This is a genomic window from Holophagales bacterium (assembly GCA_016719485.1).
GTDB lineage: Bacteria > Acidobacteriota > Thermoanaerobaculia > UBA5066 > UBA5066 > UBA5066.
In genome coordinates this window covers 361,133-381,340 of sequence record JADJZB010000002.1, presented here as the reverse complement: position 1 = coordinate 381,340, position 20,208 = coordinate 361,133, and the positions used below count along the sequence as shown (strand labels likewise).

Sequence of the window (20,208 nt, the reverse complement as noted above, 5' to 3'; positions counted from 1 at the left end):
GCACCGGCGTGCGAGACTGATTCCTCGTGCTGCGCCTTCCGCGGGCTTTCTCGCCCCTTCGCCACCGCGACTTCCGGATCCTCTGGTCGGGGTCGCTCGTCTCGAGCGTCGGCACGTGGATGCAGCGGGTCGCTCAGGGGTGGCTCGTGCTGACCCTCACCGGCTCTCCGTTCTGGCTCGGGATGGACGCGTTCCTCGGAGACGCGCCGTTCCTCGTCTTCTCCCTCTTCGGCGGCGTCCTGGCCGACCGTGCCGAGCGTCGACGGATCCTCCTCGTATCGCAGGTCGTCCAGATGAGCTGCGCGCTCGTTCTCATGGCGCTCATCCTCGTCGATCAGGTCACCCTCGGGTCCATCCTGGCGCTTTCGTTCCTCTCGGGACTCGCGCAGGCGTTCGGAGCCCCGGCCTTCCAGGCGCTCTTCCCGACACTCGTTCCTCCCGAGGAGATTCCGAAGGCGATCGCGCTCAACTCCATCCAGTTCAACCTCGCGCGGGTCGTCGGGCCGGGAATCGCCGGCCTGGCCTTCCACCAGCTCGGCGCCGCCGGCTGCATGGGCCTGAACGGGCTCTCGTTCCTGGCGGTGGTCGCCGCGCTCGCCTCGATCCCGCGCCGCCCGGCCGCGGGGGGCGGTGGGGCCAGCGTTCTGGAAGGGCTGAAGGAGGGAGTCGGAGTCGTCTGGAGGCGAAGGGACCTGAGGGGTCTCGTCGGCCTCGCGTTCCTCGGCAGCGCCTGTTCGATTCCGCTCGTGACGTTTCTCCCGGTCTTCGCGAAGGAGGTCTTCCACGCCGGAGCGGGGCGCTACAGCGCCTTCCTGTCGGCCTTCGGGTGCGGGGCCGTCCTCGGGGGGCTCGTCGTCGCGACGACGGCCTCGAGGATGCGGCGGCGAGGCTTCATCGGCGCGATCGGCCTCCTGGCCTACGGAGTTCTCACCGCCGGCTTCGGCCTCTCCCGGTCGCCGGTCCTCTCGTTCGCGTTCCTCGTCGCGGCGGGAGCCTGCCTCATGGTCGTCTTTTCGAGCTTCATGACGCTCGTCCAGACGAGCGTCGGGGACTCGCTCCGGGGCCGGGTCATCAGCATCTACGGCCTCGCGTTCCGGGGAGGGATGCCGCTCGGGAACCTGGCCGCCGGGGCGGCGGCAGCGGCGGCGGGAGCGCCGGCGGTTCTCGTAGCGTGCGGCGTCGCGCTCGTCGTGGCCGGAGGGACCGTCGCCGCCCGGCGCCGCAAGGACGGCGTCGCGTCGATGTGAGGGACCGACCGACCGGCCCGCCGGCTCAGGGCCAGGTGCTGTAGTCGGTCGTCGTCATCTCGAGGGTCACGCGGCGCCCCTGGTACTGCATGTTCAGGAAGATCCTGCCAGGGACCAGCAGACCCGGTGGCGCTCCTGGCGCCGGGATCCTCTCGAAGTCGGCCCGCAGGAACGCGATGTCCCGGATCTCGGGAGAGACCGTCGTCTTGACCTCGATCTGCTCGACGATGCGGGTCTTCTCGTCGAGGTAGAGCGTCGCCTCGTCCTGCGGGCGTCCCAGGCCGCGCCCTTTCAGTCTCACCAGGCCCGGGCGGCCGGGGTCGGGCGGGAGCATGTCGGCGCCTTCCTGCCAACGCCTCGCGACGTCGGGCGTGAGACGCGCGTAGAGCTGCATGACCTCCATCGCGGCCTCGGCCAGCCGCTCCTCTTCGGGCGAGGTGAGGGGGCGCTGGCGGTCGGAGCGGGGATCGCTGGCCGGAAGCGGCGTCGGCTCGGGGCGCCTGTCGTACTTGACGGTCTTCTTCGTGACGAGGCCGCCGTCGGGGCCGAGGTGCACGTCCTCGAGCTTCGTCAGGCGGGAGACGCCGTCGACCTTCATCTCGGTCCTGAGGCGCCACTGGTAGTGCGCGAGCCCCTGGCGCCCCGTCTCGAGCCCGGACGCGACGTCGGGGGGCACCGTCGGAGGCGGTGTGGCGAGGAGGGTGATGGCGAGCAGGGCCGCGAGAGCCGGGAGAGTGGCGGGCACGCAGCGATTCTTCCACAGCGGCCCCCGGGCGTTCCTGTAGGCTTTCCGGCGATGCGGATCGAGACCGTCGCCGTCCACGCCGCCTTCTCCGTCGACCCGTCGACGGGAGCGGTCGCCCCTCCCATCCACCTGTCGACGACGTTCGGACGCGACGAGGCCGGGGTCCCGATCGCGGGACACACCTACGTGCGCGAGTCGAATCCCACCCAGGACCTCCTGGAAGAGGCGCTCTCGAGGCTGGAAGGGGGCGAGGCGGCCCTCGCGTTCGGATCGGGGATGGCGGCCGGCCTCGCGGTCGCGCAGGCCCTCCCGCCGGGCAGCCACGTCGTCCTGCCGGAAGACGTCTACTACGCGTACCGCGTCGCGGCGCGCGATTTCTTTCCCGCGTGGGGGCTGACGGCGACGTTCGCGCCCCTGGACCAGCCCGGCGCCCTCGCGGGAGCGCTGCGGCCCGAAACGCGGCTCGTCTGGCTCGAGAGCCCGTCGAACCCGCTCCTGAGGATCACCGACCTCGCGTCCTCGGCCGCCATCGCGAAGAGGATCGGTGCGCTCGTCCTCGTCGACAACACGTTCGCGACGCCGATCCTTCAGCGGCCCCTCGACCTGGGGGCCGACATCGTCCTTCACGCGACGACGAAGGGAATGGGCGGACACAGCGACGTGCAGGGAGGCGCCCTCGTCTTCTCGAGAAAGGGCGAGTTCCTGGAGAAGGTCCGCCACGTCCGGACGATCCTCGGGGCGGTCTCCTCGCCGTTCAACTCCTGGCTCGTCCTTCGAGGGCTCCGGACGCTCGCCGTGCGGGCGCGGTTCCAGTCGGAATCGGCCCTCGCAGTCGCCACGGCGCTCTCGACCTTTCCGGCGGTCTCGAGGGTGAACTACCCAGGACTCGCCGGGCATCCGGGGCACGAGGCGGCCGGCCGCCAGATGACCGCCTTCGGGTCGATGATCTCCTTCCACGTCGCGGCCGGGGCGCGAGGCCGCGATCGAAGCCGTGGGCCGAACGCGCCTCTTCACGCGCGCGACGTCGCTCGGGGGGGTGGAGAGCCTCATCGAGCACCGGGCAACGAGCGAAGGGGCCGCGTCGACCGCACCGGGGGACCTGGTCCGGCTTTCGATCGGCCTGGAGCATCCGGACGATCTCCTGGCCGATCTGGCACAGGCCCTCGGAACCTGAACGGGACCTTCACGACCGATCCCGTATCATCCTCGGAGCCGCTGGACAGGAACCCGAGACCGGGAGCCACGGACCGGCCTCAGGCCCTACGGCGGGACGTCGTGTCCTCGCGGGGCCAGGGAAACCCGAACCGATCAGAACGAGGACCATGGAAAAGAAACCGACCCGCAAGCCGAAAGTGGAGGCCGCCCCGGAGCAGCCGAAGAAGCCCGCCCGCAAGGTGCCCGAGGCAGTGAAGGGACCGGCGGTCCCGAAGGCCTCGGCGGCAGCCCCGAAGGCCTCAAAAGCGTCAAAGGCCTCAAAGACCGCGAAGACCCCGACGAGTCCGAAGACCCCTGAGATTCCGAAGTCCAGGATTCCGGTGCCCCGAAGAGCGAAGGAGGCGACCAAGGCCATGACCGAGCCGCTGGCTCCGAGTCCCGCTCCGGTTCCCGAGCCCCAGTCGACCGCGTCCGACCTCGCCGCGCTGCAGGCCGCCCGCACCGAGGTCCTCGACGTCCCCGATTTCGACGGCCACGCGAAAGTCGGACGTCCCTCGCAGGATCCCCTCCCGCCGCCGCCCTGGGACCCGGACGTCCCGGAGACGCCGTTCCAGAAGGTGCTCAAGGAGCTGCCGTTCCTCTCGGACTACTACAACGAGACCTACGTCTATCTCGTGCCGTGCGACCCGCAGAGCATCTACTGCATCTTCGAGGTGGGGGACGCCGCGCGCGACGGCCTGAAGGCCCGGTTCGGAGCGGACTTCTTCGAGAAGAACTCGCTCCTGCTCCGCGTCTACGACGTCACCGGGATCTCGTTCGACGGGTTCAACGCGAACACGTTCTTCGAGGTGGACGACTACCTCGCCGACAAGGTCTGCTACTGGGTGAAGGCCGAGGGCGGCAGGGACTACGTCGCCGAGATCGGCTACCGCGCGCACGGGACGACGTTCTTCGAGAAGGTCGCCCGGTCGAACGCCGTCTTCGTTCCCCGCGGAAAGGACGAGCCGGCCGAGGTGCACGTGACGTGGGGGTCGATCCACACCCCGTCGAACGACCTGGAGATACCCGTCGGGCCCGACCAGTGGCGCTACAACCAGTACCTCTACTGGAAGAGGCGGAGCCACGCGGCCCCACCGGAGAAGGGATACTGGTCGCTCGTCCTCCATCAGCACCTCCCGTTCGTGCGCCACCCGGAGTACGAGGTGGGGCTGGAGGAGCAGTGGTTCTTCGAGGCCGTCGTCTCGGTCTATACGCAGCTCCTGCACGTCCTCTGGAACCTGGAACGCGACAAGGTCGACTTCCGCCTCACGGTGAGCCTGACGCCGCCGCTCCTCTCGATGATGCAGGACCCGCACCTGAAGCTGCGCGCGGCCCGGCACATCGACGAGTGCATCAAGCTGGCGACGCGGGAGCGGGACAACGCGCGGGGCAAGCCGTGGCTCGCCGCGGCCGAGCAGATCCTCTCCCGCTTCTGGACGGCCAAGCGCGTCTGGGACGCCTACGAAGGGGACCTGACACGCGGCTACCGCGACTTCCAGAACGCCGGCAAGCTGGAGGTCATCACCTGCCCGGCGACGCACTGGATCCTTCCGCTCTACAAGGACTTCCCGGAGGCGATCCGGGCGCAGGTCCAGACCGCGAAGCGACAGTACGAGCGGGTCTTCGGGCGCAGCCCGCGAGGGATCTGGCTCGCGGAGAACGCCTGGACGCCGGGCCTGGACGCGATCCTGGCGGCCGAGGGGTTCCACTGGTTCCTCGTGAACCCGAAGGCCCTCCGCGAGGGGGACACGCGCCCCTTCTTCGACTCGGCCAACCCGGTCATCACCCCCGCGGGGACGGCGGCGTTCCCGATCGACCCGGAGACGCGCGCGAAGATCTGGTCGCGCGAGAACGGCTACCCCGGCGCGTCGAACTACAAGGAGTGGTACCGCGACCTCGGCTACGACGCCGACTTCGACTACCTTCCCGAGTACTGGAAGACGGCCGGCGTGAGGCGCAACACCGGCATCAAGTACTACCGGATCACGGGCCCCGGCGTGGACCTCGGCGGAAAGGCCTACTACGTGCCCGACTGGGCCGACGAGACGCGCGAGGCCCAGGCCGCTCAGTTCGTCTTCGAGCGGGGCGCCCAGGCGAACTACTTCTTCGAGAAGAACGGCGGGCGCAAGCCGTGTGTCGTCTCGGCCTACGACGCCGAGCTCTTCGGCCACTGGTGGGAAGAAGGCCCGGGCTTCATCGAGTCCGTCTTCCGCAAGCTCCTCTGGGACCAGTCGGTCGTCCGGCCGGTCACCCCGTCCGAGTACCTCGCCGAGAACCCTCACCACCAGCGGATGACGCCCGGCGCGTCGAGCTGGGGCAAGGGCGACTACTTCCAGACGTGGGTGGAGGGCCGCGAGTTCCAGCCGAACACCTGGGTCTACCGGCACCTCTTCCGGCTCGTCGGGAAGATGGCCGACCTCGCCACGCGCCACCGGGACACGACGGACGGCGTGCTGAAGCGAGCGCTGGACCAGGCGGCTCGCTGCCTCTTCCTGGCGGGAGCCTCCGACTGGGGCTTCCTCATCGAAACGGGGCAGGCCGTCCGGTATTCCGAGGTGCAGATCGTGAGGCACCTCGACCGCGCCCGCGAGCTCATGCGGCAGGCGGAAGCGGGGCAGATTCACGAGGAGTACCTGACGGTCCTCGAGGACGCCGACACCATCTTCCCCTTCGGCGACATGGACTTCCGCGTCTTCTGTCGCAGCTAACACACTGACTCCGCGTGGCTTCCCCGGGGCCTTGCCCCGGGGAAGCCGGCGGTGCACCATTCCCGGTCTCATGGCGAGGGTCGTCGCCCCCAACGGGGCGCCCCGCATAGGGACAAAGGTCCTGCACAAGTACAACCGCGACCTCGGACCCGGGAGGGTCGAGGACGTGGCGGCCCGCCGGATCGTCGTCTTTTTCCCGAGAACCGGGGAGCGGCTGACGTTCGGTGCGGGCGATGCCGGCCTGAAGCCCCTCGAGCTCTCCGCGGGACGCGACGCGCGGATCGAGGAAACCGGCGAGGTCGTGACGCTCTCTTCCAGGGAGAAGGGCGGGACGGTCTGGACGACGACGGACGGCCGCCAGATCGAGGACGAGATGCTCTGGCCCGCGGAGATTCCGCAGGACCCGGTCGAGCGCCTCGCGGGGCTCGACGTGGACCGGGCCGCGGCATTCCGAAACCGTCTCGACGGACTCTTCCTGCAGCGGATGCGGCAGGCGAAGGGGCTCGGTTCCTTCCTCGGCGGGCGGATCGCCATTCACCCGCACCAGCTCCACGTCGCCGAGAGGGCGACGGCCTACGAGCCGGTCCGCTGGCTCCTCGCCGACGAGGTCGGCCTCGGCAAGACGATCGAGGCCTGCCTCATCCTCTCGCGCCTCGTGCGGACCGAGCGGGCCGACCGGATCCTGGTCGTCGTCCCGTCGACGCTCACCGTGCAGTGGCTGGGCGAGCTCTGGCGGAAGTTCCACCAGGTCTTCGTCCTGCTCGACGGCAAGCGCCGGGCCGACGTCGCGAAGGACCACGGGCCGGAGTTCAATCCGTTCGACGCCCACCGCCGCAGCGTGATCGCGCTGGAGGACCTCGTCTCGGAGCCGGGGCTCGCGCAGAAGGCGCTGGCGGCGGGTCTCGACCTCCTCGTCGTCGACGAGACGCACCGGCTCGTCCTCGACGCGGAAGCCGAGCGGGCCATCGCGCCCATCGCCCGATCGGCGAAGCACCTCCTGCTTCTCTCCGCGACGCCTCTCGAGGCCGACACCTCGGGCTTCTTCCGCCTCCTCGAGCTCGTCCGCCCCGACGCCTACCGCTCCGAGAAGGAGTTCCTCGCCGCGCTCGCGGAGAACCAGCCGCTTCCACCCTGCACGAGCGCGACGCGGCGCGTCGACATCGGCGGCCTCCCGCCGCGCGTGCCGCTCCCGGTCGAGCTGGAGAGCGTCCCGGCCTCCCAGGCCTTGACGGGCGACGAGAAGGTCGACGCCGCGGACCCGCGCGTCGCGTGGCTCGTTTCCAAGGCGAAGAGCTTCGCCCCGGGCGGGAGCGAGGAAGGGAAGACGCTCGTCTTCTGCCACGACCTCCCGACCCTCCAGGCGCTCAAGGCCCTCCTGGAGCGCGAAACGCGCAAGCGCGTCGCCGTCTTCCACGAGGAGCTCTCGCCCGACCGGCGGGACCTCGAGGTGGCCGAGTTCCGCAGGCCGAAGGGACCCACGTTCCTCGTGTCGACCGAGTGCGGCGGGGAAGGGCGCAACTTCGAGTTCTGCCGGCGTCTCGTCCTCTTCGACCTTCCTCTCGACCCGGCCCAGGTCGAGCAGAGGATCGGCCGTCTCGACCGGATCAGCCGGAAGGAGAGGGTGGAGATCGTCTACTTTCGACCTCCGTCGGGGTTCTACCGCGATCTCGTGGAGCTCTACGAGCGGATCGGCCTCTTCCGGGAGCCGCTCGGGGGGCTCGAGCGGTCGCTGGCGAACGTGGAGGCGGCGATCCGGAAGGCCGAGAAGGCCTCGGCGCGGGGCCTCTCGGAGCTGCCGGTCGCAGCTCTCGTCACGGAAGTCCGCGGTGCCGCCCAGGTCCGTCAGAGGGCGGCCTACCACCACCTTCATTCCGAGGGCTTCCGCGCCGACCTTGCGAGCGGCATCCTCACCCGTGTTCCCGCCGGGCTGGACGCCGCGATGGAGCGGTTCGTCACCGCCGCCTGCGAGCTCTTCGGGTTCGACGTCACCGAGAAGAAGGGCATTCGCACCTGGTACCTCGAGTTCGGCGGGGACGCGCTCCTCGAGCACCTTCCCGGCGTGCCGGGCGGGACGCGCTACCTCGGAACCTTCGACCGGGAGGAAGCGGTCCTGCGCGAGGAGCTCGACTTCTTCGCCTCGGGGCACCCGCTCGTCGAGGGGATCTTCCAGGAGCTCGAGGACGGACCACGCGGCCGGGCTGCGCTCCTGAAGCTGGAGAAGACCGGCGTCGACGGAGAGGGAGTCCTCTTCCTGCACCGGCGGGACGAGGCCTTCGCCGCGTCCGCGATCGACCTCGCGGGGCAGCCGAGGCCCGAGTGGGCGGAGCTCCTCATGAGGGGGCGCACGAACCTCCGTGGCCTCCCCATCGAGGACTGGTCGCCCGAGATTCCCCGTGGGAGGGGCTGGGCCACGACGGTGCGGGCGCTCGCGGCCCGGGCCGAGAGAAACGGCCCGATTCTCGCCGCGGCGGGCTTCCGCCTTCTTCGATAAGCGCACTCCGGCCCGAGGAACGGTTGGCGCGACCGCGCCGGGACGGGCCGGGGCGAGAATCGGCGGGTGAGCCTCTCCCGAAGTCTCCTGGCCATCTTCTCCGTCCTCGTGGCTCCGTTTTCTGCCGCCTGCCGGTCGGCCGCGCCGCCGCCGGGACAGAGCGAGCGGCTCTTCGAGGCGACGATCGCGCGGAAGGTCTCGTACCGCTATCTCCTATACGTGCCGAAGGCGTATGTGGCCGACGCCACGAGGCGCTGGCCGCTCCTCCTCTTCCTTCACGGGTCCGGGGAGAGGGGAGACGATCTCGCGAAGGTGAAGGTCCACGGCCCGCCGCATCAGCTCGACGGTCGCGAGGACTTCCCGTTCGTCGTCGTCTCGCCCCAGTGCCCGGCCGGACAGCGGTGGCAGGCCGACGCACTGGCCGCGCTCCTGGACGACGTGGCGAGGCAGCTGAGGATCGACCCCGATCGCATTGCGGTGACGGGCCTGTCGATGGGAGGGCGGGGGACATGGGAGCTCGCGATGTCCTACCCGGAGCGTTTCGCCGCCATCGTGCCCGTGTGCGGAGGCGCCATTCCCGACCGGGCCTGCCTGCTGAAGGACATCCCTGTGAGGGCGTTCCACGGCGCGCGCGACACCGTCGTCCCGCTCGCCGAATCGACGACGGTGGTGGACGCCGTGAAGAAGTGCGGGGGCACGGCCGAGCTGATCGTCTACCCCGAGGCCGGGCACGACGCGTGGACGGCGACCTACGCGGACGGGGCGCTCTGGGAGTGGCTCCTCCGTCAGCGGCGTCACCCCCGCCCGTAATACACGATTGCACGCCTGGCACCGGACATGTAATACACGATTCCGTGCCTGGCACGGACTCGTGTTGAACTCGTGTAATCGACTCTGGAACTTTCGGGGGCGGGGGCGGTCTAAGCTCACGTTATGACGACAGAGCCGCGCCGCCGCGTCCGGGTCTCCCTTGCCGCATTTTCCGTCGTCGTCCTCCTCACCGGAGGCGCGCTCGCCCTCGCTCCTCTGAAGGGGAGCGAGAAGGGAGTGAAGCCCGTGCCGAAAGCCGACGCGTCCTGGGCCGACGTCGACCGCCTCGTGAAGGAGCAGAAGTACGAGGAGGCGGCGAAGGCCGCGGAGACGATCCTCGCCGCCGCGAAGGCGAAGGGCGACGAGAAGGACTGGACGAAGGCGCTCGTCACGGTGACCCAGCTCCGGATCGGCCTCCACGGCTACGAGACGGCGGTCCGGCGGCTGCGCGAGGAGCCCTGGCCGGAAGGGCCGATGTCCCGCGCGCAGCTCGGGCTCCTCTACGGACACTCGCTCGTGACGTACCAGCGGGCCTACTCGTGGGAGGTCGGCCAGCGGGAGCGGGTCGACTCGAAAGGCGCCGTCGACCTCAAGGCGTGGACGCGCGAGCAGATCCTGGCCGAGGCTCTGAAGGCGGCGCTCGAGGTCTGGGGGATGCGCGACGCGCTGGGAAAGGAGCCGGTCGCGGCAGCCGAGCTCGTCCTCGACCCGAACAGCTACCCGAAGGAGATCCGCGGGACTCTCCGCGACGCCGTGAGCTACCTCCTCGTCGACCTGCTGGCCGACACGGCGGGCTGGACTCCGGAGCAGTCGAACGAGGTCTGGCGGCTCGACCTCGGGGCACTCCTGAAGGGTGAATCGGGCGACGTTGCCCAGATCGACCTCGCCGCGCCGGCGGTCCACCCGCTGACGAAGATCTGTGCGGTCCTGAACGACCTCGAGGGGTGGCATTCCGGCGCCGGGAGGAAGGGCGCGCAGCTCGAGGCGCGCCTCGAGCGTGTGCGGCGGCTGTCGGCTTCCTTCACGGAGGAGCGAGAGAAGACCCGGATCCGGAAGGACCTCGAGGGCCGCCTCTCCGCGTTCCGGTCGGACTCCTGGTGGGCCATGGGGAAGGCCGAGGTGGCCGACCTGCACCAGCGCGGGAGCCGCCCGAACCGAAGGGTTGCTGCGCGCCGCGAGGCCGAGGAAGGTCGCGCCGCGTACCCCTCGTCCGTCGGCGGCCAGCGGTGCCTCTCGATCGTGAAGGCGATCGAGGCCCCCGAGGTCCGCCTCCAGGCGATGGCCGTCGACGGACCGGGGAAGAGGTCGCTCGAGGTCTCGCACAGGAACCTCGGGGCCGTTCACTTCAGGGCCGTGAAGCTGGACGCGGAGAAGAGGATCGAGGGGTCGAAGGACTGGTCGGCCCTCCCGACCTCCGACGACATGCGCAAGCTCGTCTCGACCCGGCCGGTGGCGGAGTGGAAGGTGGACCTGCCGCCGACGCCCGACTTCGAGACGCACCGGACGTTCGTCACACCTCCGATGAAGGAGCCGGGTTTCTACGTCGTCCTCGCGTCGGCCCGGAAGGACTTCGGCGCGTCCGACAACGTCGTCGTCGGGACGAACCTCTTCGTCTCCGACCTCGTTCTCGTCGTGAGGCCCGAGGCCGAGACGGGGGCCGTCGCGGCGCGCGTCCTCTCGGGAACCACGGGGAGCCCGGTCTCGGGCGCCGAGGTCGCGCTCTGGCGTTTCGACTGGAAGGAAGGGCACCGCCGGGACGAGGTGAAGACGACGGACGCGGACGGAGCGGTCTCGTTCGGCTCGAGGGAGAGGACGGGAAACTCCTTCCACCTCCTGGCGAAGAAGGGCGCCCACGTCACCTTCGACGGCCAGCAGGTCGGCTTCTACCGGCAAGGCACCGCCGGAAGCCGGACGGCGTCGCTCCTCTACACGGACCGGAGCATCTACCGGCCCGGGCAGAAGCTCTTCTGGAAGGTCCTCGCCTACGAAGGCTCGCAGGAGAACGCGCGGTTCAAGTCCGCGGCAGGGACACCGGTCACCGTCTGGCTCATCGACCCGAACGGCGAGCGCGTCGAGACGCGCTCGGTCTCGACGAACGCCTTCGGCACCGCGGCCGGCGAGTTCGTCGTCCCGACGGGGCGCCTCCTCGGCGGCTGGCGGCTCGAGAGCTCGCTCTCGGGCAGCACGCCGGTGAGGATCGAGGAGTACAAGCGGCCGACGTTCGAGGTCACCTTCCAGGAGCCGAAGGAACCGATGCGGCTCAACCGGAAGGCCGTCCTCACCGGAGAGGCGAAGTACTACTTCGGCCTTCCGGTCGCGTCCGGAAACGTCACGTGGCGCGTCACGCGCGAGACGCTCCGGCCGTGGTGGTGGTCCTTCTGGGGCTGGGGCTCGCCGTCGAAGGCCCAGACGGTGGCGTCCGGAGCGACCGTTCTCGGGGCCGACGGGACGTTCCTCGTCTCCTTCACCCCGGAGGCCGACGAGACCGCCGCGAAGGGGAGCGACCTGACGTGGCGCTACGTCGTGAGCGCCGACGTCGTCGACGAGGGAGGCGAAACGCGCGCCGCGACCCGCGCGGTGCGGCTCGGATTCGTCTCCGTCGAGGCGAACGTCGGATTCCCGACGGGCTTCGCGCGTGAGAAAGAGCCCGCTTCCGCGACGATCACGAGGTCGAGCCTCGACGGCACCCCCCGTGCGGGCAAGGGGAGCTGGCGCCTCGTGGCGCTCATTCCCCCGGCGACGACCCCGCTCCCGGGCGACCTGCCCCGCCGCGGCGCGCCGGCCGAAGGAGAGGAAGAGGCTCCCGAGGGCGCGACGCACACGACGCCCGGGGACGCCCTGCGTCCCCGCTGGGACACCTCGTTCAACGTGGAAGGAGTGCTGCGCGACTTCCGGGACGGCGCCGAGAAGGCCCGGGGCGAGTCCGTTCACGGATCAGACGGCCTCGCGAAGCTCGACCTCGGGAAGCTCGACTCGGGCGCTTGGAGGATTCACTACACGACCGTCGACGACTTCGGGGCGAAGTACGAGACGTTCCGGGACTTCCTCGTGGCCGGTGGAAAGGAAACGCCGTCGGTGCCGCTCGTTCTCCTCGTCGAGTCGGGTTCGATCCGGGTCGGAGAGACGGCACGGCTCCTCGCGACCTCGGGCCTTCCCGGCCAGCCGATGCTCCTCGAAAGGTTCCGGGCGGGGAAGCTCCTGTCCCGCATGGTCCTGAAGGCCGGAGAAGGGAACACGGTCCTCGAGATTCCCGTCACCGAGGCGGACCGCGGCGGCTTCGGCATCACGCTGTCGGCGCTCAGGGACCACCAGTGGATGAGCCAGACGGTGGCGGTCTTCGTCCCGTGGGACGACAGGGAGCTGAAGCTGGAGTTCGCGACGTTCCGCGACCGGATCCGTCCCGGGACACGCGAGACGTGGCGGGTCACGGTGAAGTCGCCCTCCGGAAAGCCGGTCGAAGCCGGTGCGGCAGAGCTGCTCGGCTACATGTACGACCGGAGCCTCGACGTCTTCGCGCCGCACCAGCCTCCCTCCGTCCTCTCGCTCTACCCGTCGCGCATCGGTACGCCCTGGACCCGCGCGACGCTCGGAGCGGCGCAGGCCCAGTGGGTGATCGGCAGCTTCGACCCGACCCCTTCGGCCCCCTCGCTCGTGCCCGACCGCCTCAAGGAGCTCGACCGGTACGGCATCGGCGGCCCGGGGGCACGCGGACGCCGGTTCCAGATGCGGGGAGGCATGGGCGCGACGATGGTGGCCGAGAGCATGGCGATGGACGCAGCGGCCCCGCCTCCCGCGCCGGCGTCGGCCCCGGCCCGCCAGATGGCGAAGGTGGCGGCGAACGAAGAGCGCGACGACAAGAGCGAGGCGAAGAAGAACGCCGGCGGTGCGGCGCCCGCCGCGGGCGATGCGCCGGCCCTCCGGAGCAACTTCGCCGAGACGGCGTTCTGGACGCCGCAGCTCCTGACCGGGGCCGACGGCTCCGCCTCGATCGAGTTCACCGTTCCCGATTCCGTGACGTCCTGGAACGTCTGGCTCCACGCCGTGACGAAGGACCTGCGCGGCGGGTCGCTGAAGAAGGAGACGAAGAGCGTCAAGGAGCTGATGGTCCGTCCCTACGTCCCGCGGTTCCTGCGCGAGGGGGACCGGGCCGCGCTGAAGGTCGTCGTCAACAACGCGTCGGAAGCCGAGCTGAAGGGGAGCCTGGCATTCCAGATCCTCGACCCCGAGACGAACGAGGACCTCTCGGCCCGTTTCGGACTCTCGGCGAACGACACGAGCCGCGCGATCGTCGTCCCGAAGGGCGGCGGCACGAACCAGACCTTCTTCCTGACGGCCCCTCCGGGAGTCAGGACGGTCGCCTTCAAGGTCACCGCGACGTCGGGGAGCCTTTCGGACGGCGAGCTGCGCCCGCTGCCGGTGCTGCCGAGCCGGATGCACCTCGTCCAGTCGCGCTTCGTCACGCTCCGCGAGGGGCAGAGAAAGGAGCTGCGGTTCGAGGACCTGGCGAAGGGAGGCGACCCGACGCTCATCAACGAGCAGATGGTCGTCACGGTCGACGCCCAGCTCTTCTACGCCGTCCTCGAGGCGCTGCCGTACCTCGTCAACTACCCGTACGAGTGCACCGAGCAGACCCTGAACCGCTTCGTCTCCACCGGAATCGTCTCGTCGATCTTCGAGAAGTACCCGTCGGTCGCCGCGATGGCGAAGGAGTTCTCGAAGAGGGACGTCCGCCTCGAGACGTGGGACGCCGCCGACCCGAACCGGAAGATGACGCTCGAGGAGAGCCCGTGGCTCGTGGACGCGCGCGGGGGAAAGGACGCCGGCGAGGGGCTCGCGAAGGTCCTCGACCCGCGCGTCGCGAAGGCCGAGCGCGAGGCCGCGATCGCGAAGCTCCGGAAGGCGCAGACCTCCATCGGCGGCTTCCCCTGGTGGCCGGGCGGCCCGCCGTCGCCCTACATGACCGTCTACATCCTCCACGGCCTCGCGAAGGCGTCCGAGTTCGGCGTCGAGGTCCCGCGTGACATGGTGGAGAAGGGCTGGGGGTACGTCGCGAAGCACTTCCGCGAGGAGCTGCGCGACATGATGAAAAGGGACTGCTGCTGGGAGACGCTGACCTTCGTCAATTACGTCGCCTCGTGCTACCCCGACCCGTCCTGGATGGGGAACGCCCTCACCGCCGACGAGCGGAAGGAGATCCTGGCCTTCTCCTTCAAGCACTGGAAGGAGCACTCGCCCTACCTGAAGGGCTACCTCGCCCTGACCCTGAAGCGGATGGGCCGGCCGAAGGACGCCGATCTCGTCTTCGCGAGCGTCATGGACTCGGCGAAGACGAACGAGGAGCTGGGCACCTTCTGGGCGCAGGAAGACCGCTCCTGGCTCTGGTACAACGACACGATCGAGACGCACGCGTTCGCGCTCCGGACGCTGACCGAGCTGACGCCGAAGGACCCGCGCCGCGACGGCCTCGTCCAGTGGCTCTTCCTGAACAAGAAGCTGAACCAGTGGAAGTCGACCCGCGCCACGGCCGAGGTCCTCTACTCGCTCGTCCACTACCTGAAGGCCGAAGGGGCCCTCGGGACGCGCGAGACGATGAAGGTGACGGTCGGCGGGCGGGAGACCGCGTTCACGTTCGAGCCGGACAGGTACACCGGCAAGAAGAACCAGGTCGTCATCCCCGGGCCGCAGGTCGACCCGAAGACGACCTCGACGATCGCCGTCGAGAAGGGAGGCAAGGGCTTCGCCTTCGCCTCCGCCGCCTGGCACTTCTCGACCGAGAAGCTCCCCGAGGAGGACCGGGGCGACTTCTTCCACGTCTCGCGGAAGTACTTCCTCCGCGAGAACACCGGGAAGGAGTGGGTCCTGAGGCCCCTCGCCGACGGCGCCACGCTGAAGCCGGGCGACCAGGTGGAGGTGCAGATCTCGCTCCGGACCAAGCACGCCGCCGAGTACGTCCACCTGCGCGACCCGCGCGGCGCCGGCTTCGAGCCCGAGTCGACCGTCTCGCGCTACAAGTGGGACCTCGGAATCGCCTGGTACGAGGAGGTCCGCGACAGCGGGACGAACTTCTTCTTCGAGCAGCTCCCCGTCGGCGAGTACAACGTTCAAGTACCGCCTCCGGGCGAACATGGCCGGGACGTTCCGGGTCGGCCCGGCGACGGTCCAGTCGATGTACGCACCGGAGTTCAACGCCTACTCGGCGGGGGCGGTGCTGACAGTGAAGGGGGAATGAGGGCCGAAGCTTCTTCCGGTCGGGGGGAAGGAAGCGAAGGAGAGCTGAAACATCGCCGCGCTTCCGGCGTAGATTCCCGAGGTGCCCGTGAAGGAGCGACGATGAAAGACCGTCTCAGCCGTAGGGATCTCCTGGCCCTGGCCGCAACCTCCGGAGCTGCCCTGGCCCTTCCGCGATGGGCCCGCGCCGCCGAGGCCGCACCCGCGAAGAAGAAGCTGCTCATCCTCGGGGGAACCCGGTTCCTCGGGGTCGCCCTCGTCGAGGCCGCGCTCGCGAAGGGGTGGGAGCTGACCCTTTTCAACCGGGGCAAGTCGAACCCGGGCCTCTTCAAGGGCCGCCCCCTGGAGGAGATCCACGGCGACCGGAACGTCGCGGACGACGTGAAGAAGCTCGCCGGACGGAAGTGGGACGCCGTGATCGACACGTCCGGCTACTTCCCGAGGCAGGTCCGTTCTGCGGCGGAGGTCCTCGCGGGAAACGTCGGGCAGTACGTCTTCATCTCCTCGATCTCGGTCTACGCCTCGCCGATGAAGGCGGGGATGGACGAGAGCGCCACGGTCGCACGCCTCGCCGCGGGAACCGACGTGGACGCCATCAAGGACATCGGCGAGGGGAACTACGGCGCGCTGAAGCTCCTCTGCGAGGAGGCCGCCGAGAAGGCAATGCCGGGCAAGGCGCTCAACATCCGGCCCGGCTACATCGTCGGGGACCGCGACGGGAGCGACCGCTTCACCTACTGGCCGGTCCGCGTCCGGAAGGGGGGAGAGGTCCTGGTCCCGGGGAGCCCGACGGACCCCATCCAGTTCATCGACGTTCGCGATCTGGGAGACTGGACGATCCGGATGGTCGCGTCGGGGACGAACGGCGTCTTCAACGCGACGGGCCCGAAGGAGAAGCTCACGATGGGCGCCTTCCTCGAGGCCTGCCGGAAGGAGACCGGGTCGAAGGCGACGTTCACCTGGGCGCCGGAGGAGAAGCTGAAAGAGCTCGGCCTGACGCCCGAGGCGGACTTCCCGATCTGGGTCTCCACGAAGGGCGAGGAGGCCGGCATCGGCGACGTCTCGATCGCCCGGGCCTTGAATGCGGGGCTGACGTTCCGGCCGCTCGGCGAGACGATCCGCTCGACGCTGGGCTTCTGGGACTCCCTCCCCGAGGAGCGCCGCGCGAAGATGCGCGCCGGCCTCGTTCCCGAGAAGGAGGCCACCACGCTGACCGCGCTGAAGGGGAAGGCCCCGGCGGCCGTGCCGGCGGCGGAGCCGAAGAAGTGACGGGCAGGACGCGCGCCCGCGGGCGGCTGGGCGCGCTCGTCGTCCTCTTCGCTTCCGCGGCCATCCTCACCCGGGCACTGCCGGCGGCGGGGCCCTCGGCTGCCGAGGTCGAGAAGGCTGCTGCCGGGATCACCGCCGCTTCCGCGTTCCAGACCGTAGAGGTCCTCGCGGCGCCCGGCATGCAGGGACGCCTCTCGGGGACCGAAGGGTACCGGAAGGCCGCCGACTGGGTCGTCTCCGAGGTCCGGAAGGCCGGGCTGCGCCCGACCGACGACTTTCGCGACTACCTCCAGCCGTTCACGCACGGACTGGGCGGAGTGGAAAGCGCCAGCCTCACGCTTCTTCCCGCAGAAGGGGAGAAGGACGGAAAGCCCGCCGAGGCGGAGGTCCTGAAGGACTGGTCCCCGATGGTGAACGGAGGCTCCGGGGACGTCACCGCCGAGGTCGTCTTCGTCGGGTTCGGAATCGACGCCGCGGCCCAGGGGCGTGACGACTACGCCAGCGTCGACGTGAAGGGGAAGGTCGTCCTGGTCCTCCGCGGAGAGCCGGAAACCGGGGAGTGGAAAGAGCACCGCTCCACGATCGCCCGCACGCTCGCCGCGGCCCGGAAGGGAGCGGCGGGGCTGCTCCTCGTCGACAGCCCGGTGACCTCCACGAACGTCGGTATCAGCCGCGACCTCCCCGAGGCGATGGTCAGCGAGGCATTCGCCGACCGGCTCCTCGGCGGGAAAAAGCTCACGGTCGCCGACCTGAAGAAGGTCCTGTCGAAGGGGGGCACGGCCTCCTTCGGAACCGGGCGGGAGGTTCGATTCGCCGTGAAGGGCCTGCCGTGGCGGGAGGTGACGACGCACAACGTCGTCGCCCTCCTTCCCGGCTCCGACCCGTCGGTGAAGGGCGAGTACGTCGTCGTCGGCGCGCACCTCGACCACATCGGCGACTGGCCGCGCCTCAACCCGGGCGCGGACGACAACGCTTCGGGCGCGGCCACGCTCCTCGAGGTCGCAAGGGCCGCCGCGACTCTGAAGGTACGGCCCCGGCGGTCCGTCGTCTTCGTCTGGTTCGCCGCCGAGGAGCTCGGGCTCCGCGGGGCGGAGCAGTTCGCGAGCCACCCGCCGAAGGGCTTCGAGAAGTGTGTCGCCGTGCTCAACCTGGACATGCTCGGGGCCGGGAATGGCCTCTATATCGCCGGCGGCGAGAACTTTCCGGAGATCAAGGCCGCGATGGAGGCGGCGCGGGACCGTCTCGCGCCCGGGTTCGGCCTGAAGGCGGGAAAGATCCGCGGCGAGGGACGCGCGGACCACGCGCCCTTCTTCGAGAAGGGGATTCACGCCGTCAGCCTGTTCGGGAGCGGTGGTGAGCACCACGGCTACCACTCCCCCGAAGACACCGTGTACTTCGTGACGCCCAAGACGATGGAGTCCGGCGGACGGACCGTCCTCGGGGCGGCCGTCGCCCTCGCCGACGCCAGGCCCTGATCCGGCCGGGAGCCGGGACGCGCCTCGAGTGCGCGTCCCGGCTTCCCGCCGGCCTCATCGGGCGGGACCGGCGAGCGCGGCGCGCCCACGTTGCCCGCCGTCACGTCGACGTGCGTCTCGGTTTCCGCGGCCCGCGTCCCGGCGAGCCGCACGCGGTACCGGCCGGGCGCGAGGCGCGCGACGCCGAAGAAACCGGTCGCGTCGGTCCGGACGCGGCGCGTCGTCCGGAAGAGCCCGGTGCGGCGAATCTCGACCTCGACGTCGTCGGCATCCGCCCGCGAGGCGGCCGACACCGTCCCCGCGAGGAACCCGTGCCCGGGCGCCGCGACCCAGGGGAGACGGGGGAGCGGCGCGGCGGAGGCGAAGGCCCCGGGCGAGTCGGGCGTGCCTGCGGAGAGGAATAGGAGGCGCTCGCCGGCGAACGCGAGAGGGGCGCTCTCGGAGCCGTCGGGCCCTGCGACGGGCACGCGGTAGGAGAAGAGGGAAATGCCGGCGAGACGGTCCAAGCCCTCGACGCGGCGGACCCGCCCGATCTGCGCGAGGGTCGCGTCTGGGGAGTTCCGATAGCCGCCGAGGCCGACGACGGTCCCGCGCCGGTGCTGGTGGCGTCGCTCCCAGGCGACCCAGCCGTCGAACCAGGTCCGCACGCGGTCGTCGCTCTCTCTCGCGTAGTTCATCGGGACCGCGAGGTCGAGAATCCCCTCCTCGAGCCAGGCGTGCCAGTCCTGGAAGACGCGCTGCATCGGCGCCGCGTCGGCAAAGCCGCTCTCGTCCGCGGGCGGGCGCCCCACGGGATGACCGATGCGCTGACGACGATCCGCGGCTTCAGCGCCTTCGCCTCGAGGAAGACGCGCCGCACGACGTGGCTCACCTGCCGCCGACGCCAGGCCATCCACTCCTCGTCGCCGGGCTCCGGCGTTCCGGTCCGGCCGGTCGCCATCCGGAAGCGGGCGAGCGCCGCCGGGTTGTAGCCGACCGCCGAGCCGCGCCCGAGGGCTTCTTCGGTCTCGGGGTAGCGGATGTAGTCGAAGTGGATGCCGTCGAGGTCGTACTCGCGGACGAGGTTCGCGTAGATGCGCGGGAGGTACTCCTGCACGCCCGGGTGGCCGGGGTCGAGAAACGTCCCGACCGGGAAGAGCGTCGCGCCGTCGGGGGTCGTCGTCAGCCACATCTCATCGCCCGTGGCCGAGGGCCCGTGCCGGTTGAAGAGGTGCCGCGCGTCGCACGGGGGAGGCTCGTTTCGCCAGACCGGCATCGCGTTGACCCAGGCGTGGACCGCGAGCCCCTCGCGGTGGGCGAGGCGGATCACGTTCTCGAGGGCGTCGAAGCGGGGATCGTAGGCCGGCGCGTCGAGCGGCGGCTCGACGCCCCTCGTGTAGAGGGCGTCGCCGCGGCGGCGGACCTGGACGAAGAGGAGGTTGAGGTTCGCCCTCTTCGCCTCGAGGACGAGCTCCTCGGCCTCCTCCGGCGAGCGGATTCCCGGCCCGAAGGCGTCGACCCAGACGGCGCGGACCTCGGGAGGGTCGGCGGGAGGCGTCGCCGACAGCGGTACGGGGGTAAGGAGGGCGACCAGGACGACACCGGGGCCTGCGAGACGACTCACGGCGGAACCTCCCTCGAAGGACAGCCGTGAATCGTAGCAGCGCTGAGGCGGCGACGGCCGCTCGGGATGAAGCCTGCGCGCGAGCGGCCGGCTCCTGGGCCCCGCCGCTACTTCCCCGGCACCCCGAGCCACCCGCGGCTGAAGTAGTCGGCGAGGGAGAAGGCGAAGAGGACGAGCAGGAAGAAGAACGAGCTCCAGACGACGACCTTGTTGATGCGCGCCGAGTGCCAGACGCCCATGAAGAAGAGGATGACGAGCGTCGCCTTCGTGACGGCGATCATCATGGCCACGGCGTCGTTGATCGCGTCGGTCATCTGCCCGGGGAGGTGGTGGGCGATGTTGACGTGTGCGACGCCGACGGTGAGGAGGGTCAGGGCCATCAGGCCGGCGAAGACGAAGAGGTACGTGCGGACGGGGGTGACGTGAACGGTCGACATG

The 20,208-nt window shown here is 70.1% G+C and carries 10 protein-coding genes and 2 pseudogenes; 8 read left to right on the top strand and 4 right to left on the bottom strand.

Annotated elements, in window-relative coordinates; translation table 11 throughout:
- The first annotated feature begins 26 nt into the window (after positions 1-26).
- Complete coding sequence (locus IPN03_01750) at positions 27-1,247, top strand: MFS transporter (GenBank protein ID MBK9372479.1); 1,221 nt, start codon at positions 27-29, stop codon at positions 1,245-1,247.
- A gap of 25 nt (positions 1,248-1,272) precedes the next feature.
- Here the strand turns inward: IPN03_01750 and IPN03_01745 are convergent, their stop codons facing one another.
- The gene (locus tag IPN03_01745; GenBank protein ID MBK9372478.1) at positions 1,273-1,992 is read right to left on the bottom strand and encodes a hypothetical protein; all 720 of its coding nucleotides are present in this window, start codon (positions 1,990-1,992) and stop codon (positions 1,273-1,275) included.
- Positions 1,993-2,043: 51 nt separating this feature from the next.
- Here IPN03_01745 and IPN03_01740 point away from each other — a divergent pair.
- The 7 genes and pseudogenes from IPN03_01740 to IPN03_01710 all read left to right on the top strand — a co-directional run bounded on the left by IPN03_01740 (position 2,044) and on the right by IPN03_01710 (position 18,167).
- Positions 2,044-3,166: pseudogene (locus IPN03_01740) on the top strand (PLP-dependent transferase).
- A gap of 394 nt (positions 3,167-3,560) precedes the next feature.
- A complete protein-coding gene (locus IPN03_01735) occupies positions 3,561-5,894 on the top strand; it encodes a DUF1957 domain-containing protein (GenBank protein MBK9372477.1) in 2,334 nt (777 codons plus the stop codon).
- 70 nt (positions 5,895-5,964) lie between these two features.
- Positions 5,965-8,385 carry a DEAD/DEAH box helicase family protein gene (locus IPN03_01730; GenBank protein ID MBK9372476.1) on the top strand — a complete coding sequence of 807 codons (2,421 nt, stop codon included), beginning with the start codon at positions 5,965-5,967 and terminating at the stop codon, positions 8,383-8,385.
- Between the two features lie 183 nt (positions 8,386-8,568).
- Positions 8,569-9,195 carry a prolyl oligopeptidase family serine peptidase gene (locus IPN03_01725; GenBank protein MBK9372475.1) on the top strand — a complete coding sequence of 209 codons (627 nt, stop codon included), beginning with the start codon at positions 8,569-8,571 and terminating at the stop codon, positions 9,193-9,195.
- A gap of 123 nt (positions 9,196-9,318) precedes the next feature.
- Positions 9,319-15,424, top strand: a pseudogene (locus IPN03_01720) (hypothetical protein).
- A 101-nt stretch (positions 15,425-15,525) separates the two neighbouring features.
- Positions 15,526-16,692: an NAD-dependent epimerase/dehydratase family protein gene (locus tag IPN03_01715; protein ID MBK9372474.1), complete on the top strand. Its 1,167-nt coding sequence runs from the start codon at positions 15,526-15,528 to the stop codon at positions 16,690-16,692.
- A complete protein-coding gene (locus tag IPN03_01710) occupies positions 16,689-18,167 on the top strand; it encodes a M20/M25/M40 family metallo-hydrolase (GenBank protein MBK9372473.1) in 1,479 nt (492 codons plus the stop codon). The genes IPN03_01715 and IPN03_01710 overlap by 4 nt, the downstream gene beginning before the upstream one ends.
- Here IPN03_01710 and IPN03_01705 read toward each other — a convergent pair.
- The 3 genes from IPN03_01705 to IPN03_01695 form a co-directional block, all read right to left on the bottom strand.
- The gene (locus IPN03_01705; GenBank protein MBK9372472.1) at positions 18,059-18,910 is read right to left on the bottom strand and encodes a hypothetical protein; all 852 of its coding nucleotides are present in this window, start codon (positions 18,908-18,910) and stop codon (positions 18,059-18,061) included. The two genes, IPN03_01710 and IPN03_01705, sit on opposite strands and share 109 nt — an antisense overlap.
- Positions 18,841-19,770: a family 10 glycosylhydrolase gene (locus tag IPN03_01700; GenBank protein ID MBK9372471.1), complete on the bottom strand. Its 930-nt coding sequence runs from the start codon at positions 19,768-19,770 to the stop codon at positions 18,841-18,843. The genes IPN03_01705 and IPN03_01700 overlap by 70 nt, the downstream gene beginning before the upstream one ends.
- Before the next feature lie 107 nt (positions 19,771-19,877).
- Complete coding sequence (locus IPN03_01695) at positions 19,878-20,207, bottom strand: cytochrome C oxidase subunit IV family protein (GenBank protein ID MBK9372470.1); 330 nt, start codon at positions 20,205-20,207, stop codon at positions 19,878-19,880.
- Position 20,208 lies beyond the last annotated feature (1 nt).